The organism is Bacillus sp. AY18-3 (assembly GCF_008042305.1).
Taxonomy (GTDB): Bacteria; Bacillota; Bacilli; order Bacillales; family Bacillaceae_G; genus Bacillus_A; species Bacillus_A wiedmannii.
This window is the reverse complement of sequence record NZ_QKQR01000015.1, coordinates 98,104-112,410: the sequence shown is the minus strand read 5'-3', so window position 1 is coordinate 112,410 and position 14,307 is coordinate 98,104. Positions and strand designations below refer to the sequence as shown.

Sequence of the window (14,307 nt, the reverse complement as noted above, 5' to 3'; positions counted from 1 at the left end):
CCCCTTCAATATTGTCAAAAAAATTGACAGTGTCATTTCACAGTTGTATAAAAATTTTTACAGCATGTAAATAAAGTGCAACTCCAATCAATATTTTTTCATCCCCCTGCTATTTTTTATCTCCCCTAAAATATATGTTGTTCCTACTATCTTTTCTTCAAATATATATTTTGGCACACTATTTGCTTTATTCAATACTGTGAATAGGGGGAATTAACATGACTTTAAAAATTAATAAAATCCAAAATCAACTACAAAACTATGAAATTGACGGATTACTGATTACAAAAAAAGAAAACCGCCAATATGCAACTGGCTTTACAGGTAGCGCTGGCGTCGTCTTACTCTCTGCGGATAAGGCTGTTTTTATAACTGATTTTCGCTATGTAGATCAAGCAAAATCACAAATAAAAGATGCTGAAATTATTATGCATAAAGGAAATTTAGAAAAAGAAATTGCAAATCAAGTATCGAAATTAAACATTCAAAAACTCGGAATTGAAGAAAACAACATGACATTGCAACAATATAAAAACTTACAAAAATACGTACATGTAGAAATGGTTCAAGTGTGCGAAATCATCGAAAATATTCGTATCATTAAAGACACGCCTGAAATAGAAACAATGAAAATCGCAGCTAATATCGCGGACGAAGCATTTCATCACATCCTTACGTTTCTAAAACCAGGAATAAGTGAAAATGATGTACGAGATGAGTTAGAATTTTTCATGCGAAAAAAAGGGGCTACATCCTCTTCATTTCAAATCATTGTAGCTTCTGGCGTTCGTTCTTCTCTTCCTCATGGAGTTGCATCAAATAAAATAATCAAACGAGGCGACGTCGTTACATTAGATTTCGGTGCACTTTACGATGGATATTGTTCCGATATAACTCGCACTGTAGCAATCGGGGAACCGTCAGAAGAATTCAAAAAAATATACAGTGTTGTCCTAGAAGCTTTAAAACGTGGGACTGAAGCAATTAAGCCTGGAGAAACTGCGAAAAGTATCGATGATATAACGAGAGATTACATTACAGAACATGGATATGGTCAATATTTTGGACACTCTACCGGTCATGGGCTTGGGTTAGAAATACATGAACCTCTTCGCCTATCTCAAGAAAGTAAGGCTATTTTAGAAGAAGGTATGGTTGTTACAGTTGAACCTGGTATTTACATACCAAACTGGGGCGGTTGTAGAATTGAAGATGATATTGTCATTACAAAAGACGGATATGAAGTTATTACAAAATCAAATCGGGAACTAATTGTCATACCTTGTTAAAATCATAACCTTTTAAAAGGAGTTTTTCTCTGCACATAGAATTCTTTCTCTGGAGTCATCGTTTAAAGAGGGGGAATTTAAATTGAATTTTGTAATTGATAAAATAGATGGTTTGCAAGCTGAATTTTCCAAACTTGTTTCCATGATGAATTACGCTCGCTATACAACAATGCAAGCAGTGGAAGGTTTAACAATTGAAGAACTTGATTATTTATATGATGAGGAAGCAAACTCAATTGGTATGCTTTTGTACCATATGGCCGCTATTGAATGTTACTACCAGATTCATACTTTTGAAGACCGTGAACCAACGGAAGCTGAATTAGAACGTTGGTTACCTGCTATTGAGTTAGGATCTCTTGGACGCGAGAAAATAAAGGGAAACTCTATAGAATTTTACATAAACACATTACAAAAAGTACGTTTCAAAACGATCGAGACTTTTCAAGCGTTACCTGATGAATGGCTATTTAAAACGACAGACTTTTGGTATGACAAACCAGCAAACAACTACTTTAAATGGTTTCACGTTTTTGAAGATGAAATCAATCATCGCGGACAAATTCGTTTAATTAAAAAGATGCAAAAAACACATTCAGTAAAGTAAGAAAGTGCCACCAGATAAGGTGGCACTTTCTTTTATTCATTAACGAATAACTTTTCGTTTACTTTTTTAGCGACTACCGCTATCGACATTAAAATACATATTAAATATAGCAATTTCGCAATAAATAACCACCCTTGAAACATTACAATTCCATCTATTATCTCATTTCCTTTCAATAACAAAAAAGGAATCGTGCTAATTATAATGACAAACTCGATACTGAAAACAATTTTCTTTTTTCGGCTATATGCTTTCCATTCATCCCAGCGATACATAGGAGCAAATATCAATACTCCTATACATAATATAATTGGTACCCATTCACCTTTAAGAAATTGCCCTGAAATAACTGATAATAGTAAACAAACGAGCACACCATAATAACCTATTTTCTCTCTCATTCGTACTCCCCCATTCTACTTCTCCTTTAATATGTAACTTACTACGCTTATAACAATTCTTAGAAAAACAACAACGACAATTACAAGATAAAGACCTTTTGCAGAAGACATCCATTCTTGAAAAATAGACATTTTCTCCATTTGCTTCTGCCCCTCTATTAAAATAATCCCTGCGACAAATGAACAAATAACAATAATGCCTATCATACATCCGATACTTTTCTTACTATATTGTTTCATATCATCCCAGTTATATAAAAGTATAAATACAAACCCGAAAACAGGTATAATACTGATCCATTCATTACTTGTAAACAGATTCAAAATGATTAATAGACTACAAGAAAGGATGAATCCCCAAAACCCAATTTTTTTGCGCATAAACCCTCCTTAAATTCCATTTTTAGGATTAATTGTATTGTAACCTCCATTTCTACTTCTTACCATTACAGTACATGAAATTTCACTTTTTTTCTTTTTCCTATACTCACATACTTTTACTGCTTTCATACAATAAACTACACGAATGCCTAAAGGATGTGAATGTTATGGGAGTTGAATTAACGCTGTTGCATGCTCTCTATATTCTTTGTTTACTCACTATTATTACTTTTTTTATTCTCCGGAAAGATACGACGATTATTTGTATCGTTTTTATCTTTTTATTAGCATTAACTGCTACAAGTTCTATCCCTCTTGCCGTTAGCGGTATTTTTCAAAGTTTCATTTACGCTATTACTGAACTATTACCAACTATATTAATCATCTCTATTATCGTATCAATGAGCAATCTACTCGTTCATACTGGCATAAATGATACGATGATTTCACCATTTACAAAGATGATTCGTACCCCTACCCTCGCCTACTGGATTATCGGCCTTTTAATGATGACAATTTCTTTCTTCTTTTGGCCTTCTCCAGCTGTCGCTTTAATGGGAGCTATTTTATTACCCGTCGCTGTACGCGTCGGCCTTCCGCCAATTGGAGTTGCCATTGCTATGAACTTGTTCGGACACGGCATCGCCTTATCTGGTGACTTCGTTATTCAAGGTGCACAGAAATTAACAGCGGATGCTGCTGGTCTTCCTGTTTCTAGCGTTGTTTCTGCCAGTGTTCCCCTCGTTATCGTTATGGGTATTGTGACAACTTCCGTCGCATTTTTCTTCTTACGAAAAGAATTCCATACAGGCTTATCTATACAAGAATCTATCCCATCAACTGAGTCTTCTAAAACGCTCACTTCATTATCTCCTCGGACAAAAAAATGGCTCGCTATTTGTATTCCGATCGTATATGCCATCGATATCCTTTGCATGATTCAATTTAAACTACAAGGAAGCGACGCAACTGCACTTATCGGCGGGACGACTGTTATTATGATTATCATTATTTCCCTCATCGCTTACAAAGGAAATGGACTGAATAAAACGACCGATTATTTTATAGAAGGGCTCCAATTTGGATTTAAAATTTTCGGCCCAGTTATTCCAATTGCTGCACTCTTTTATTTAGGAGATAGCGGTTTTGTAAAAATTATCGGAGACTATTTACCGAAAGGTTCACATGGAATCATTAACGACTTAGGGATCGCCTTATCTCAAACTGTTCCTTTAAACCAATATGTATCGGCGGGAACATTAACTATCGTTGGCATCATAACTGGATTAGATGGATCTGGCTTTTCTGGTATATCACTTGCTGGTTCAATTGCCAATCTTTTCGGAACAGCACTTGGGCATGGAACAGCTACATTAACAGCACTCGGGCAAATTGCTGCAATCTGGACCGGAGGCGGGACTTTAATTCCTTGGGCGCTTATTCCTGCCGCTGCCATTTGTAAAGTGGATCCATTTGAACTTGCAAGACGAAATTTTTTACCGGTTGTGATTGGCTTAATTGTCACCACAATCGTTGCGATGTTTATCCTATAACATAAGCAAGTGTTCTCTTGCTTATGTTTTTTTATTGTAAAATTCATCATGAATTACTGGCTTTCAAAAGGAGTTATGTATTTGTTAGCGAAATTATATTAAGAGAGTATTTATTCCAAAACGTTTACGAGAAACAGATTACTTCCATTAGAAAAGGGGACATAACTATGAATGAATTGATTTTCGTCTTATTAATTTGTCCATTACTTATCTTTATCGTTTCTGTTATTGGAACGCGCAAGACGAAAACGTATTACGTAATGCCGATTGTAACGTTTGCTAGTTTTTTAATAATAGGTGTTATCGCCTTCACTCCAAAATTTTTCTTTTGGGTTGGCATGTATAGCATTTTCTCATTTATTGTTTCTTATATGACGCTATTGTTTGTAAGAGGATATGAAGTTGCGGAAAATGCTAAATAATTATTAACAAGGATATTGTCATATGATTTTCTTTGATGTCGATGGAACTTCACATAAAATTTTAGCAATGATATAAAAAAGACGACCGCGTTCCCCCGCGGTCGTCTTTTTCGTGTTACGCTGTGATCCAAGCTTCGTTTGCTGGATTTTTACGCCACTCTTGTAATTTTTTCGTTTCAGCTTGTCCGATCATACCTTTTTCTGCTGCTACTTCAGTTAATGCACTGTAGTCGCTTAAAGAGTATGATGCTACGTTAGCTGCTTCTAGTTTTTCTTTTCCTGCTTCTAGCTCGTATGTGAAGATTGATACGATTCCTAATACTTCACATCCAGCTTCGCGAAGTGCTTCTACACATGTAATTGCACTACCGCCAGTTGAAATTAAGTCTTCTACTACTACTACTTTTTGACCTTTTTCAGCTTTTCCTTCAATTTGGTTCCCTTTACCGTGACCTTTTGCTTTACTACGTACGTAGCACATTGGTAAATCCATACGATCGCTTACCCATGCAGCGTGCGCAATACCAGCAGTTGCTGTTCCTGCAATAACTTCTACAGTTGGGAAGTGCTCTTTAATTAACTCTTCTAATCCAGCTGCAATCGCTTGACGTACTTTTGGATAAGATAAAGTTAAACGATTATCACAATAAATTGGTGATTTCATACCTGAAGACCAAGTGAATGGATCATTCGGTTGTAAAAATACTGCTCCAATTTCTAATAAATGCGATGCGATTTCTTTTTTCATACTGTTACACCTTCCCACTGTTGTTTTACTATTTTATACGCTTCAAGCGGATTTTCCGCTTTTGTAATACTACGTCCAACTACGATGTAGCTTGAGCCAAGTTCCCTCGCACGTTTCGGTGTTGCTACGCGCACCTGGTCATTTACATCATCGCTTGCAAGACGAATCCCCGGTGTTACTGTTACAAATTCATTTCCGCATACTTCACGTAATTTCGGAACTTCAAGTGTTGAACAAACAACACCATCAAGTCCACTTTCTTTCGTTAGTTTTGCATAATGAGCAACCGCTTCTTCTAACGTTTTCTCAATGCCAATCTCTTTTTTCATCATAGCTTCCGAAGTGCTTGTTAGTTGTGTAACTGCAATACAAATCGGTCTCTCTTTTCCTTCTTGCTTACCTTCCTCTAATCCCTCAATCGCAGCTTTCATCATACTGCTTCCCCCAGCAGCATGAACATTTACCATATCAACATCTAGACTAGCTAGGCTACGCATAGCGCTTTTTACTGTATTCGGAATATCATGAAGTTTTAAATCTAGGAAGATCTTATGCCCTTTTTCTTTTAAGTACGTAATAATCGCAGGGCCTTCTTTGTAAAATAACTCCATACCCACTTTGACAAATAACTCTTCCCCTTCAAAGTGGTGTAAGAATTGTTCTACATCTTGTTTCCCTGGAAAATCTAGTGCAACGATTAACGACTGTGACATGTTTGCTTCCAGCTCCTTCCTTGACATTCCGAAATGTGATCAAATCCTAATTCATCTAGTAATGCTGGTAATTCTTCAATAATTGTCGGACATACGAACGGATCGATAAAGTTCGCTGTTCCAACTGCAACCGCACTTGCGCCAGCATAGAAGAATTCAATTACATCTTCCGCAGTTTCAATACCACCCATTCCGATAATCGGAATGTTAACCGCTTGGCTTACTTCATGTACCATACGAATTGCTACTGGCTTAATCGCAGGACCTGATAATCCGCCTGTACGGTTTGCTAAAATTGGTTTAGCTGTTTTTAAATCTAGACGCATACCAAGCAATGTATTAATCATCGTTAAACCGTCCGCACCCGCATTTTCAATTGCTTTTGCAATCTCCACAATGTTTGCCACGTTCGGTGACAATTTCACATATACCGGTACTTCAGAAACCTCTTTTACTCGCTTCGTTAAATCAGCAGCAATTTCAGGATTCGTACCAAAAGCGATACCACCCGTTTTTACGTTTGGACAAGAAATATTTAATTCTAGCGCATGAACATTAGGTGCCTTTGAAATTTCTTTCGCAACTGCTACATAATCCTCAGCTTGTGAGCCAGCAACATTCGCAATAATCGGAAGATCAAATTGCTCGAGAAAAGGTAACTCAGAATTCATTACCTTTTCTAATCCAGGATTTTGAAGCCCGATTGCATTTAGCATTCCGCCTGGTGTTTCCGCAACACGAGGCGTTGGGTTTCCGTAACGAGGCTGTTCTGTTGTCGCTTTAATCATAATTGATCCAAGTACACTTAAATCATAGAACTGTGCATACTCACGACCAAATCCGAAGCAACCAGATGCTGGGATGATTGGATTTTTTAATGATAACCCTGGTAATTCAACTTGCAATCTGTTCATAGTACAACCTCCCCGATTGGAAATACTGGTCCGTCGCTACACACCTTCTTGTAAGAATGTCCACTCGGATCTGCTTGTAAATGACATACACATGCGAAACATGCTCCAATGCCACAGCCCATACGCTCTTCTAATGAAATGTAGGCTTTTCTCTCTTTATAGCGTCCTTCTAATGCACGAAGCATCGCTAAAGGTCCACATGAGTATAGAATGTCAAAGTCAATTCCATAGCTATCAATTACATCTGTTACAAAGCCTTCTGTACCATGCGTACCATCAACTGTTGCAACATACGTATCACCAAGCTCTGCGAATTTCTCTTCATAGAAGACAACATCTTTCGTTTGGAAACCTAAGATGTGAATAACGCGTACTCCCTTTGCTACAAGACGCTGTGACAATTCATATAGTGGTGGTACACCAATTCCCCCTCCAACTAACAGAGCCGTTTGTCCAGCTTCCGCTTCTTCTACAGGAAAACCATGTCCAAGTGGCCCTAACACATCTACAAGTTCGCCTTGTTTTCTTTTCGCTAATGTTTTTGTTCCTTGTCCTTCCGCACGATATAGCATTGTAAATTCGTTCTTGTCTTGATCGACATTACAAATACTAATTGGGCGGCGCAGAAGGGGCGTAATGCCCTCTGCTACCTTAATGTGTACAAACTGCCCTGGATCGTTCATTTGCTGCACTAGATCCCCTTGAAGCACTAATTCGTAAATGTTTTTTGCGATTTCTTTTTGGTTAACGACGATCATATTTTGCTTTTGCATCATGCATGTACCACCTCGTGACGCTTCGTTTGCGTAATTTCTTTCATTGAATGAGCTGAGAATGTCATAGATTCTAGTACTCGTAAGATTGCTCTCGTTGTATCAAGTGATGTTAAGCAAGCCACACCATTTTCTACTGATTCACGGCGAATGCGGAAACCATCACGCGCTGGTTGTTTGCCTTTTGTTAATGTATTGATTACAAACTGTGCTTTTCCTTGACGGATAATATCAAGTAAGTTGTATTCTTCAGAATCAATTTTATTTACAACTTGCACTGGAATGTTTTGCTCTGCTAACGATTGTGCTGTTCCAGCTGTTGCTAATAAGTTATAACCGATTTCGTGGAAACGTTTTGCAATTTCCATTGCTTCTTCTTTATCTTTATCCGCTACAGTGATGATTACTGATCCGTGCGTTGGGATGTTAATTCCTGAAGCAACTAACCCTTTGTATAATGCTTTTTCAAGTGTTAAGTCTTTACCCATTACTTCCCCTGTTGATTTCATTTCAGGTCCTAATGTTGTATCAACTGAACGTAGCTTCGCAAATGAGAATACCGGTGCTTTTACATACACTTCTTTCTCTTCTGGGTGATAACCAGTTCCATATCCTTGTTCTACAAGATCTTGACCTAAAATAACTTTCGTTGCAACATTCGCCATCGGTACGCCTGTAATTTTACTTAAGAATGGTACTGTACGGCTCGCACGTGGATTTACTTCAATTACATACACTTCATCTTTGAATACTACAAACTGAATGTTTAGTAATCCTACAATGTTTAAACCTTTTCCAAGTGCAATTGTATGTTCAATAATTTGTTCTTTCAGTTTTGCAGATAAGCTTTGCGGTGGATATACTCCGATTGAGTCACCAGAGTGAACTCCAGCGCGTTCAATATGTTCCATAATACCTGGAATGAATACATTCTCACCGTCTGAAATTGCATCTACTTCAATTTCTTTACCAACCATGTAACGATCGATTAATACTGGGTGATCTGCGTGAACTTTAACCGCATTTTTCATGTAGTGCAGCAGTTCTTCTTGACGATATACGATTTCCATCGCGCGTCCACCTAGTACGTAAGATGGTCTTACTAATACTGGGTAGCCAATTTTGTCAGCGATTGCTACCGCTTGCTCTACAGTCGTTGCTGTTTTACCAACTGGTTGCGGAATACCAAGTTGTGTTAGAGCTGCTTCAAACTTATCACGATCTTCTGCACGGTCTAAATCTTCAAGTGATGTTCCTAAGATTTTCACACCGTGAGCCTCTAATTTAGCAGCTAAGTTAATTGCCGTTTGTCCACCGAATTGGACGATAACACCTTCTGGCTTTTCTAAATCGATAATGTGCATTACATCTTCGATTGTTAATGGTTCAAAGTATAATTTGTCAGAAATACTGAAGTCTGTTGAAACTGTTTCTGGATTGTTATTAACAATGATTGCCTCATATCCCGCTTCTTTAATTGCCCATACAGAGTGAACTGTTGCATAGTCAAACTCAACACCTTGACCGATACGGATTGGACCAGATCCTAGAACTACTACACTCTTACGATCTGTTCTAACCGATTCATTCTCGTCACCATATGTGCTGTAGTAGTATGGTGTTGCAGATTCAAACTCTGCCGCACAAGTATCTACCATTTTATAAACAGGAGTTATATTGCTTTCTTTACGCATATCGTAAATTTCACGCTCTGTTTTGTTCCAAGCATTGGCGATGTAATGGTCACTGAAGCCCATTTCTTTCGCTAATTGTAATACTTCAATATTTCCTACATTTGCTTTTACTTCGCGTTCCATATTTACGATATTTTCAACTTTTTGTAAGAAGAAGAAGTCCATTTCACACCAATTGTTGATTTCTTCTTTCGTTACACCTTGACGAATTGCTTCTGCTACAATAAACAGTCGCTCATCATCAGCTTTTATAATGCGTTTTTTCATTGTCTCTTTATCAAGCTCTTTTAAATGCTCTAACTCTAAGTGATAAACACCAAGTTCTAAAGAACGAATCGCTTTTAATAATGATTGCTCTAAGTTACGTCCGATTGACATAACTTCACCAGTTGCCTTCATTTGTGTACCGAGTGTTCTGTTTGCTGATTCAAACTTATCAAATGGCCAGCGTGGAATTTTTGAAACAACATAGTCTAATGCTGGTTCGAAACAAGCATATGTTTTTTGTGTTACTGGATTTATAATTTCATCTAATGTTAAACCGACTGCAATTTTTGCCGCTAGCTTCGCAATTGGATATCCAGTTGCTTTAGATGCTAGTGCAGATGAACGACTTACACGCGGGTTTACTTCGATTACATAATATTGGAAACTATGTGGATCAAGTGCAAGCTGAACGTTACATCCACCTTCAATTCCTAATGCACGAATAATTCGTAATGAAGTGTTTCGTAACATTTGATATTCACGGTCACTTAATGTTTGGCTCGGTGCTACAACGATAGAATCACCTGTGTGAACCCCAACTGGATCGATATTTTCCATGTTACATACTACAATCGCGTTATCATTTGAATCACGCATTACTTCATATTCAATTTCCTTACAACCAGCAATGCTCTTTTCTAATAAACATTGTGTTACCGGACTATGTTTTAATCCACCTGATACGATTTCAATTAGTTCTTCTTCATTACTACAGATTCCGCCACCTGTTCCCCCCATTGTAAATGCTGGGCGAACAATAACTGGATATCCAATTTCTTTTACAAATTCATGTGCTTCTTCTAGCGTATGAATAATGGTACTAGATGGAATTGGTTCATTTAATTCCTGCATTAAGGTACGGAATAAATCACGATCCTCCGCTTGCTCGATTGCTGATAATTTTGTTCCTAAAATTTCAACTCCGCACTCTTCAAGTATGCCTGATTTCGCAAGTTCAACAGCCATATTCAGGCCTGTTTGACCACCTAATGTTGGTAAGATTGCATCTGGACGTTCTTTACGAATGATACGGCTTACGAATTCTAGTGTTAATGGTTCTATATATACTTTATCTGCCGTTGCAGTATCTGTCATAATTGTTGCTGGGTTAGAGTTAACAAGAATTACTTTGTAACCTTCTTCTCTAAGAGATTGACAAGCTTGTGTACCAGAGTAGTCAAACTCTGCTGCTTGCCCAATTACAATTGGTCCTGATCCGATTACTAAAATTGTGTTAATGTCTAGGCGTTTTGGCATAACTCTTCCCCTTCTTTCTTGAAGTTTTCAATCATTGCTAAGAAATCTTCGAACAAATCGTTTGCATCTTCTGGTCCTGCAGAAGCTTCTGGATGGTATTGCACTGTAAATGCTGGGAACTTCGTATGACGAAGACCTTCTACTGTTCCATCATTTAAAGCAACATGTGTAATTTCAAGTTCTGTATTTTTAACTGATTCTTCTTCTACTGCGTAACCATGATTTTGAGATGTAATTGCTACTTTTCCAGTTGCAAGATGTTTTACCGGATGGTTTAAACCACGGTGACCGAATTTTAACTTACTTGTATTCGCACCAGATGCTAGAGCGAATAGTTGATGTCCTAAGCAAATTCCGAATAAAGGAACTTTACCGATAATGTCTTTTAACATTTCAATTGCTTCTGGTACATCTTTTGGATCTCCAGGTCCGTTACTTAACATAATTCCATCTGGGCTAAGACGTAAAATTTCTTCTGCTGTTGTATTGTAAGGTACTACAATTACATCACAGTCACGTTTATTTAATTCTCGTAAAATACCATGTTTCATTCCGAAGTCTACAAGTACAACTCGGTGTCCACGGCCTGGGCTTGGGTATGGATCTTTCGTTGATACGCGTTTCACGTGATCTGTAAATACTGTCGCTTTTAATTGGCTCACGATGTATTCTACATCTGCATCCATGTTACATAGACGTCCACGTAATGTACCGTATTGACGAATTTTTCTCGTTAATTTTCTTGTATCAATTCCTGCTAACCCTGGAATATTTCTTTCTTTTAAGTAATCATTTAACGAAATTTCATTACGGAAGTTTGATGGATGATCACAAATTTCGTTTACGATTAAACCATTTACAGATGGGTGAATTGATTCAAAATCGTCACGGTTGATGCCGTAGTTTCCGATTAATGGGTACGTGAATGTTACGATTTGACCGCAATATGATGGATCAGATAATGTTTCTTGATATCCAGTCATTCCTGTTGTAAATACAACCTCACCTGACTTTTCGATTTCTCCTCCGAAACCTTTTCCAATTAATACTGTTCCATCTTCTAAGATAAGTTGTCTTTTCATACTAATGCACTCTCCTTTTGCCATGCGATCTTACCACCAACGATTGTCATTACCGGCCATCCTTGGCATTTCCAACCTGCGAATGGTGTATTTTTTCCTTTTGATAAGAATGTTGTTGGGTCAATCTCTTCTTCTTGTTCTAAATCAATGATTGTAATATCAGCTGTTCTACCTTCTTTCAGGCGACCTGCTTCTAAGCCGAATGTATCAGCTGGTTTTTCTGTTAAGAATTGAATTAACTGCTCTAATGTAATAATTCCTTTTTTCACAAGGTTTGTGTATAGAAGTGGGAATGCTGTTTCAAAACCAGTAATTCCGAATGGTGCTCTTTCAATTCCTTGCGCTTTCTCTTCCGCTGTATGCGGTGCATGATCAGTTGCGATCATATCAATTGTTCCATCTAATAAACCTTCAATTAGTGCTGCGTGGTCTTCTTTTCCACGAAGCGGCGGGTTCATTTTAAAGTTAGGATCAGCTGATGGGATATCATCTTCACATAACACTAAGTGATGAGGTGTTACTTCTGCTGTTACTTTAATTCCAGCGCGTTTCGCATCTCGAATTACGCGTACAGAACCTTTCGTACTTACGTGACATACGTGATAGTGACAATCTGCCGCTTCAGCAAGCAGTATATCCCTTGCAATATGTACAGATTCACATACTGATGGGATACCGTTTAATCCGTGTTTCTCAGAAAACTTCCCTTCATGTACACAACCTTTATTAATAAGAGTATTCTCTTCACAATGCGCAACTACTGCCATATTTAATTTCGCTGCACGCTTCATAGCAGCTAACATCATGCTAGCATCTTGTACGCCTACACCGTCATCAGTGAAAGCAAATGCTCCAAGTTCTTTTAATGTTTCGAAATCTGTCATTTCAGAACCAGCTTGGCGTACTGTAATTGCTCCGTATGGTAGTACGTTGACATGCGCTTTTTCTTTAATACGATTTTGCAAGTCTTCCATATGTTCTCTGCAATCTGGTACTGGGCGTGTATTTGGCATTGCACAAATTGTAGTGAACCCACCTTTTGCCGCTGCTAGTGTACCTGTTTCAATTGTTTCTTTATGTTCACCACCTGGTTCACGAAGATGTACGTGTACATCTACTAATCCAGGTGCGATTAACTTTCCGTTCACATCGATTACTTCAGCATTATCTGCCGTAATATTTTCTGCTACCTTAGCGATTTTACCGTCTTGTACGAGAAGATCTGTTGCTACGATTTTTCCTTCTTCATTCATATAACGACCATTTTTAAACAAGTAATTCATGTTTCATTCCTCCTAATACATTTGGTAAGGCGCGTTTTAGTACAGCCATTCTTACGTAAACTCCATTTTCCATTTGTTTAAATATGCGTGAACGCTCACACTCAACAAGTTCACTTGCAATTTCAACATCACGGTTTACAGGAGCTGGATGCATAATAATGCTTCCTTCTTTCATACGCTTTTCTCTTTCCACTGTTAATCCGTGTTTCTCATGATACTCTTTCATAATGTCTGTTTCATAATGATCATGACGCTCATGTTGTACACGAAGTAACATCATTACATCCACTTCTGGAACAAGTTCATCTAATGGTTTGTATGTTCCAAACGTGCTGTCTTCATCTTTCCACTCTTCTGGACTTGCAAAGTAAATTGTTGCACCCAGTTTCGTTAATGCTTCTGCATTAGAACGTGCTACTCGGCTATGACGAATATCTCCTACTATCGCAATCTTTAATCCTTCAAATCTTCCAAACTCTTGTTTAATTGTAAGAAGATCGAGTAGGCACTGCGTTGGATGGTTTCCACATCCATCTCCAGCGTTTAAGATTGGGATATTTACCTGTTCTTTTAGTTCATCGAAGTAGCGATCTTGCTCATGGCGGACGATCACCGCTTTTGTTCCGATTGATTCCAGTGTTCTTATCGTATCGTATAAAGTTTCTCCTTTTTGTACGCTTGATGCATCCGCTGAAAAGTTTAAAACTTCAAGTCCTAATCTCTTCTCGGCAACTTCAAAGCTAAATCTCGTTCTCGTACTATTCTCAAAGAACAAGTTCGCAACAAAAGTTTGCTCTGTCGTTTTGCTCTCTTTTCCATTCGCGAAATCTTCTGAGTCTTTTAGGATTTCTGAAATTTCTACTTCCGATAATTCACTCATCGTTAACAAATGGCTCATCGTCATCCCTCATCTTTCTGATTTT

At 37.9% G+C, this 14,307-nt stretch carries 14 protein-coding genes; 4 read left to right on the top strand and 10 right to left on the bottom strand.

The window, feature by feature from the left end; translation table 11 throughout:
* Positions 1 to 218 precede the first annotated feature (218 nt).
* The gene (locus tag DM800_RS15005; RefSeq protein ID WP_147787116.1) at positions 219 to 1,289 is read left to right on the top strand and encodes a M24 family metallopeptidase; all 1,071 of its coding nucleotides are present in this window, start codon (positions 219 to 221) and stop codon (positions 1,287 to 1,289) included.
* 82 nt (positions 1,290 to 1,371) lie between these two features.
* The gene (locus tag DM800_RS15000) at positions 1,372 to 1,896 is read left to right on the top strand and encodes a DinB family protein (RefSeq protein WP_147787115.1); all 525 of its coding nucleotides are present in this window, start codon (positions 1,372 to 1,374) and stop codon (positions 1,894 to 1,896) included.
* 32 nt (positions 1,897 to 1,928) lie between these two features.
* On the opposite strand, the gene DM800_RS14995 is transcribed toward DM800_RS15000, so the two are convergent.
* Entirely contained in the window at positions 1,929 to 2,297 is a 369-nt protein-coding gene (locus tag DM800_RS14995) for a YoqO family protein (RefSeq protein ID WP_147787114.1), read from the bottom strand.
* Between the two features lie 15 nt (positions 2,298 to 2,312).
* On the bottom strand, positions 2,313 to 2,678 hold the full coding sequence (locus DM800_RS14990) for a YoqO family protein (RefSeq protein WP_087985064.1): 366 nt from the start codon (positions 2,676 to 2,678) through the stop codon (positions 2,313 to 2,315).
* A gap of 167 nt (positions 2,679 to 2,845) precedes the next feature.
* Between DM800_RS14990 and DM800_RS14985 the strand changes: the two genes are divergently transcribed.
* Together DM800_RS14985 and DM800_RS14980 are read left to right on the top strand one after the other, a co-directional pair.
* Positions 2,846 to 4,231, top strand: a complete 1,386-nt coding sequence (locus tag DM800_RS14985; RefSeq protein ID WP_147787113.1) for a hypothetical protein — start codon at positions 2,846 to 2,848, stop codon at positions 4,229 to 4,231.
* A 167-nt stretch (positions 4,232 to 4,398) separates the two neighbouring features.
* The gene (locus DM800_RS14980) at positions 4,399 to 4,653 is read left to right on the top strand and encodes a YbeF family protein (protein WP_001003934.1); all 255 of its coding nucleotides are present in this window, start codon (positions 4,399 to 4,401) and stop codon (positions 4,651 to 4,653) included.
* 115 nt (positions 4,654 to 4,768) lie between these two features.
* Here DM800_RS14980 and pyrE read toward each other — a convergent pair whose 3' ends face one another.
* The 8 genes from pyrE to pyrB are packed head-to-tail and all read right to left on the bottom strand — an operon-like array spanning position 4,769 to position 14,282.
* Positions 4,769 to 5,401, bottom strand: a complete 633-nt coding sequence (pyrE, locus tag DM800_RS14975) for an orotate phosphoribosyltransferase (RefSeq protein WP_000711449.1) — start codon at positions 5,399 to 5,401, stop codon at positions 4,769 to 4,771.
* Positions 5,398 to 6,114: an orotidine-5'-phosphate decarboxylase gene (gene pyrF / locus DM800_RS14970; protein WP_088608069.1), complete on the bottom strand. Its 717-nt coding sequence runs from the start codon at positions 6,112 to 6,114 to the stop codon at positions 5,398 to 5,400. The genes pyrE and pyrF overlap by 4 nt, the downstream gene beginning before the upstream one ends.
* Positions 6,099 to 7,028 carry a dihydroorotate oxidase B catalytic subunit gene (gene pyrD, locus DM800_RS14965; RefSeq protein WP_001081053.1) on the bottom strand — a complete coding sequence of 310 codons (930 nt, stop codon included), beginning with the start codon at positions 7,026 to 7,028 and terminating at the stop codon, positions 6,099 to 6,101. Before pyrD ends, pyrF begins: the two co-directional genes overlap by 16 nt.
* A complete protein-coding gene (gene pyrK, locus DM800_RS14960) occupies positions 7,025 to 7,804 on the bottom strand; it encodes a dihydroorotate oxidase B electron transfer subunit (RefSeq protein WP_000983346.1) in 780 nt (259 codons plus the stop codon). The genes pyrD and pyrK overlap by 4 nt, the downstream gene beginning before the upstream one ends.
* Positions 7,801 to 11,019, bottom strand: a complete 3,219-nt coding sequence (gene carB, locus DM800_RS14955; RefSeq protein ID WP_147787112.1) for a carbamoyl-phosphate synthase large subunit — start codon at positions 11,017 to 11,019, stop codon at positions 7,801 to 7,803. The genes pyrK and carB overlap by 4 nt, the downstream gene beginning before the upstream one ends.
* Positions 11,004 to 12,101, bottom strand: coding sequence for a carbamoyl phosphate synthase small subunit (locus DM800_RS14950; RefSeq protein ID WP_000828668.1), 1,098 nt, complete (start codon positions 12,099 to 12,101; stop codon positions 11,004 to 11,006). Before DM800_RS14950 ends, carB begins: the two co-directional genes overlap by 16 nt.
* Positions 12,098 to 13,384 (bottom strand): dihydroorotase, encoded by a 1,287-nt coding sequence (gene pyrC / locus DM800_RS14945; protein ID WP_001108374.1) that lies wholly within the window; start codon positions 13,382 to 13,384, stop codon positions 12,098 to 12,100. Before pyrC ends, DM800_RS14950 begins: the two co-directional genes overlap by 4 nt.
* Positions 13,368 to 14,282, bottom strand: a complete 915-nt coding sequence (gene pyrB, locus DM800_RS14940; protein ID WP_088064303.1) for an aspartate carbamoyltransferase — start codon at positions 14,280 to 14,282, stop codon at positions 13,368 to 13,370. Before pyrB ends, pyrC begins: the two co-directional genes overlap by 17 nt.
* Positions 14,283 to 14,307: the final 25 nt, after the last annotated feature.

Bases quoted from the DNA above. Each gene is read 5' to 3' on its own strand.
- pyrE (WP_000711449.1), bottom strand. From the start codon at position 5,401: ATGAAAAAAGAAATCGCATCGCATTTATTAGAAATTGGAGCAGTATTT.
- pyrC (WP_001108374.1), bottom strand. From the start codon at position 13,384: ATGAATTACTTGTTTAAAAATGGTCGTTATATGAATGAAGAAGGAAAA.
- pyrD (WP_001081053.1), bottom strand. From the start codon at position 7,028: ATGAACAGATTGCAAGTTGAATTACCAGGGTTATCATTAAAAAATCCA.
- pyrF (WP_088608069.1), bottom strand. From the start codon at position 6,114: ATGTCACAGTCGTTAATCGTTGCACTAGATTTTCCAGGGAAACAAGAT.
- DM800_RS14950 (WP_000828668.1), bottom strand. From the start codon at position 12,101: ATGAAAAGACAACTTATCTTAGAAGATGGAACAGTATTAATTGGAAAA.
- pyrK (WP_000983346.1), bottom strand. From the start codon at position 7,804: ATGATGCAAAAGCAAAATATGATCGTCGTTAACCAAAAAGAAATCGCA.
- DM800_RS14995 (WP_147787114.1), bottom strand. From the start codon at position 2,297: ATGAGAGAGAAAATAGGTTATTATGGTGTGCTCGTTTGTTTACTATTA.
- pyrB (WP_088064303.1), bottom strand. From the start codon at position 14,282: ATGAGCCATTTGTTAACGATGAGTGAATTATCGGAAGTAGAAATTTCA.
- DM800_RS14985 (WP_147787113.1), top strand. From the start codon at position 2,846: ATGGGAGTTGAATTAACGCTGTTGCATGCTCTCTATATTCTTTGTTTA.
- carB (WP_147787112.1), bottom strand. From the start codon at position 11,019: ATGCCAAAACGCCTAGACATTAACACAATTTTAGTAATCGGATCAGGA.
- DM800_RS15005 (WP_147787116.1), top strand. From the start codon at position 219: ATGACTTTAAAAATTAATAAAATCCAAAATCAACTACAAAACTATGAA.
- DM800_RS14990 (WP_087985064.1), bottom strand. From the start codon at position 2,678: ATGCGCAAAAAAATTGGGTTTTGGGGATTCATCCTTTCTTGTAGTCTA.
- DM800_RS14980 (WP_001003934.1), top strand. From the start codon at position 4,399: ATGAATGAATTGATTTTCGTCTTATTAATTTGTCCATTACTTATCTTT.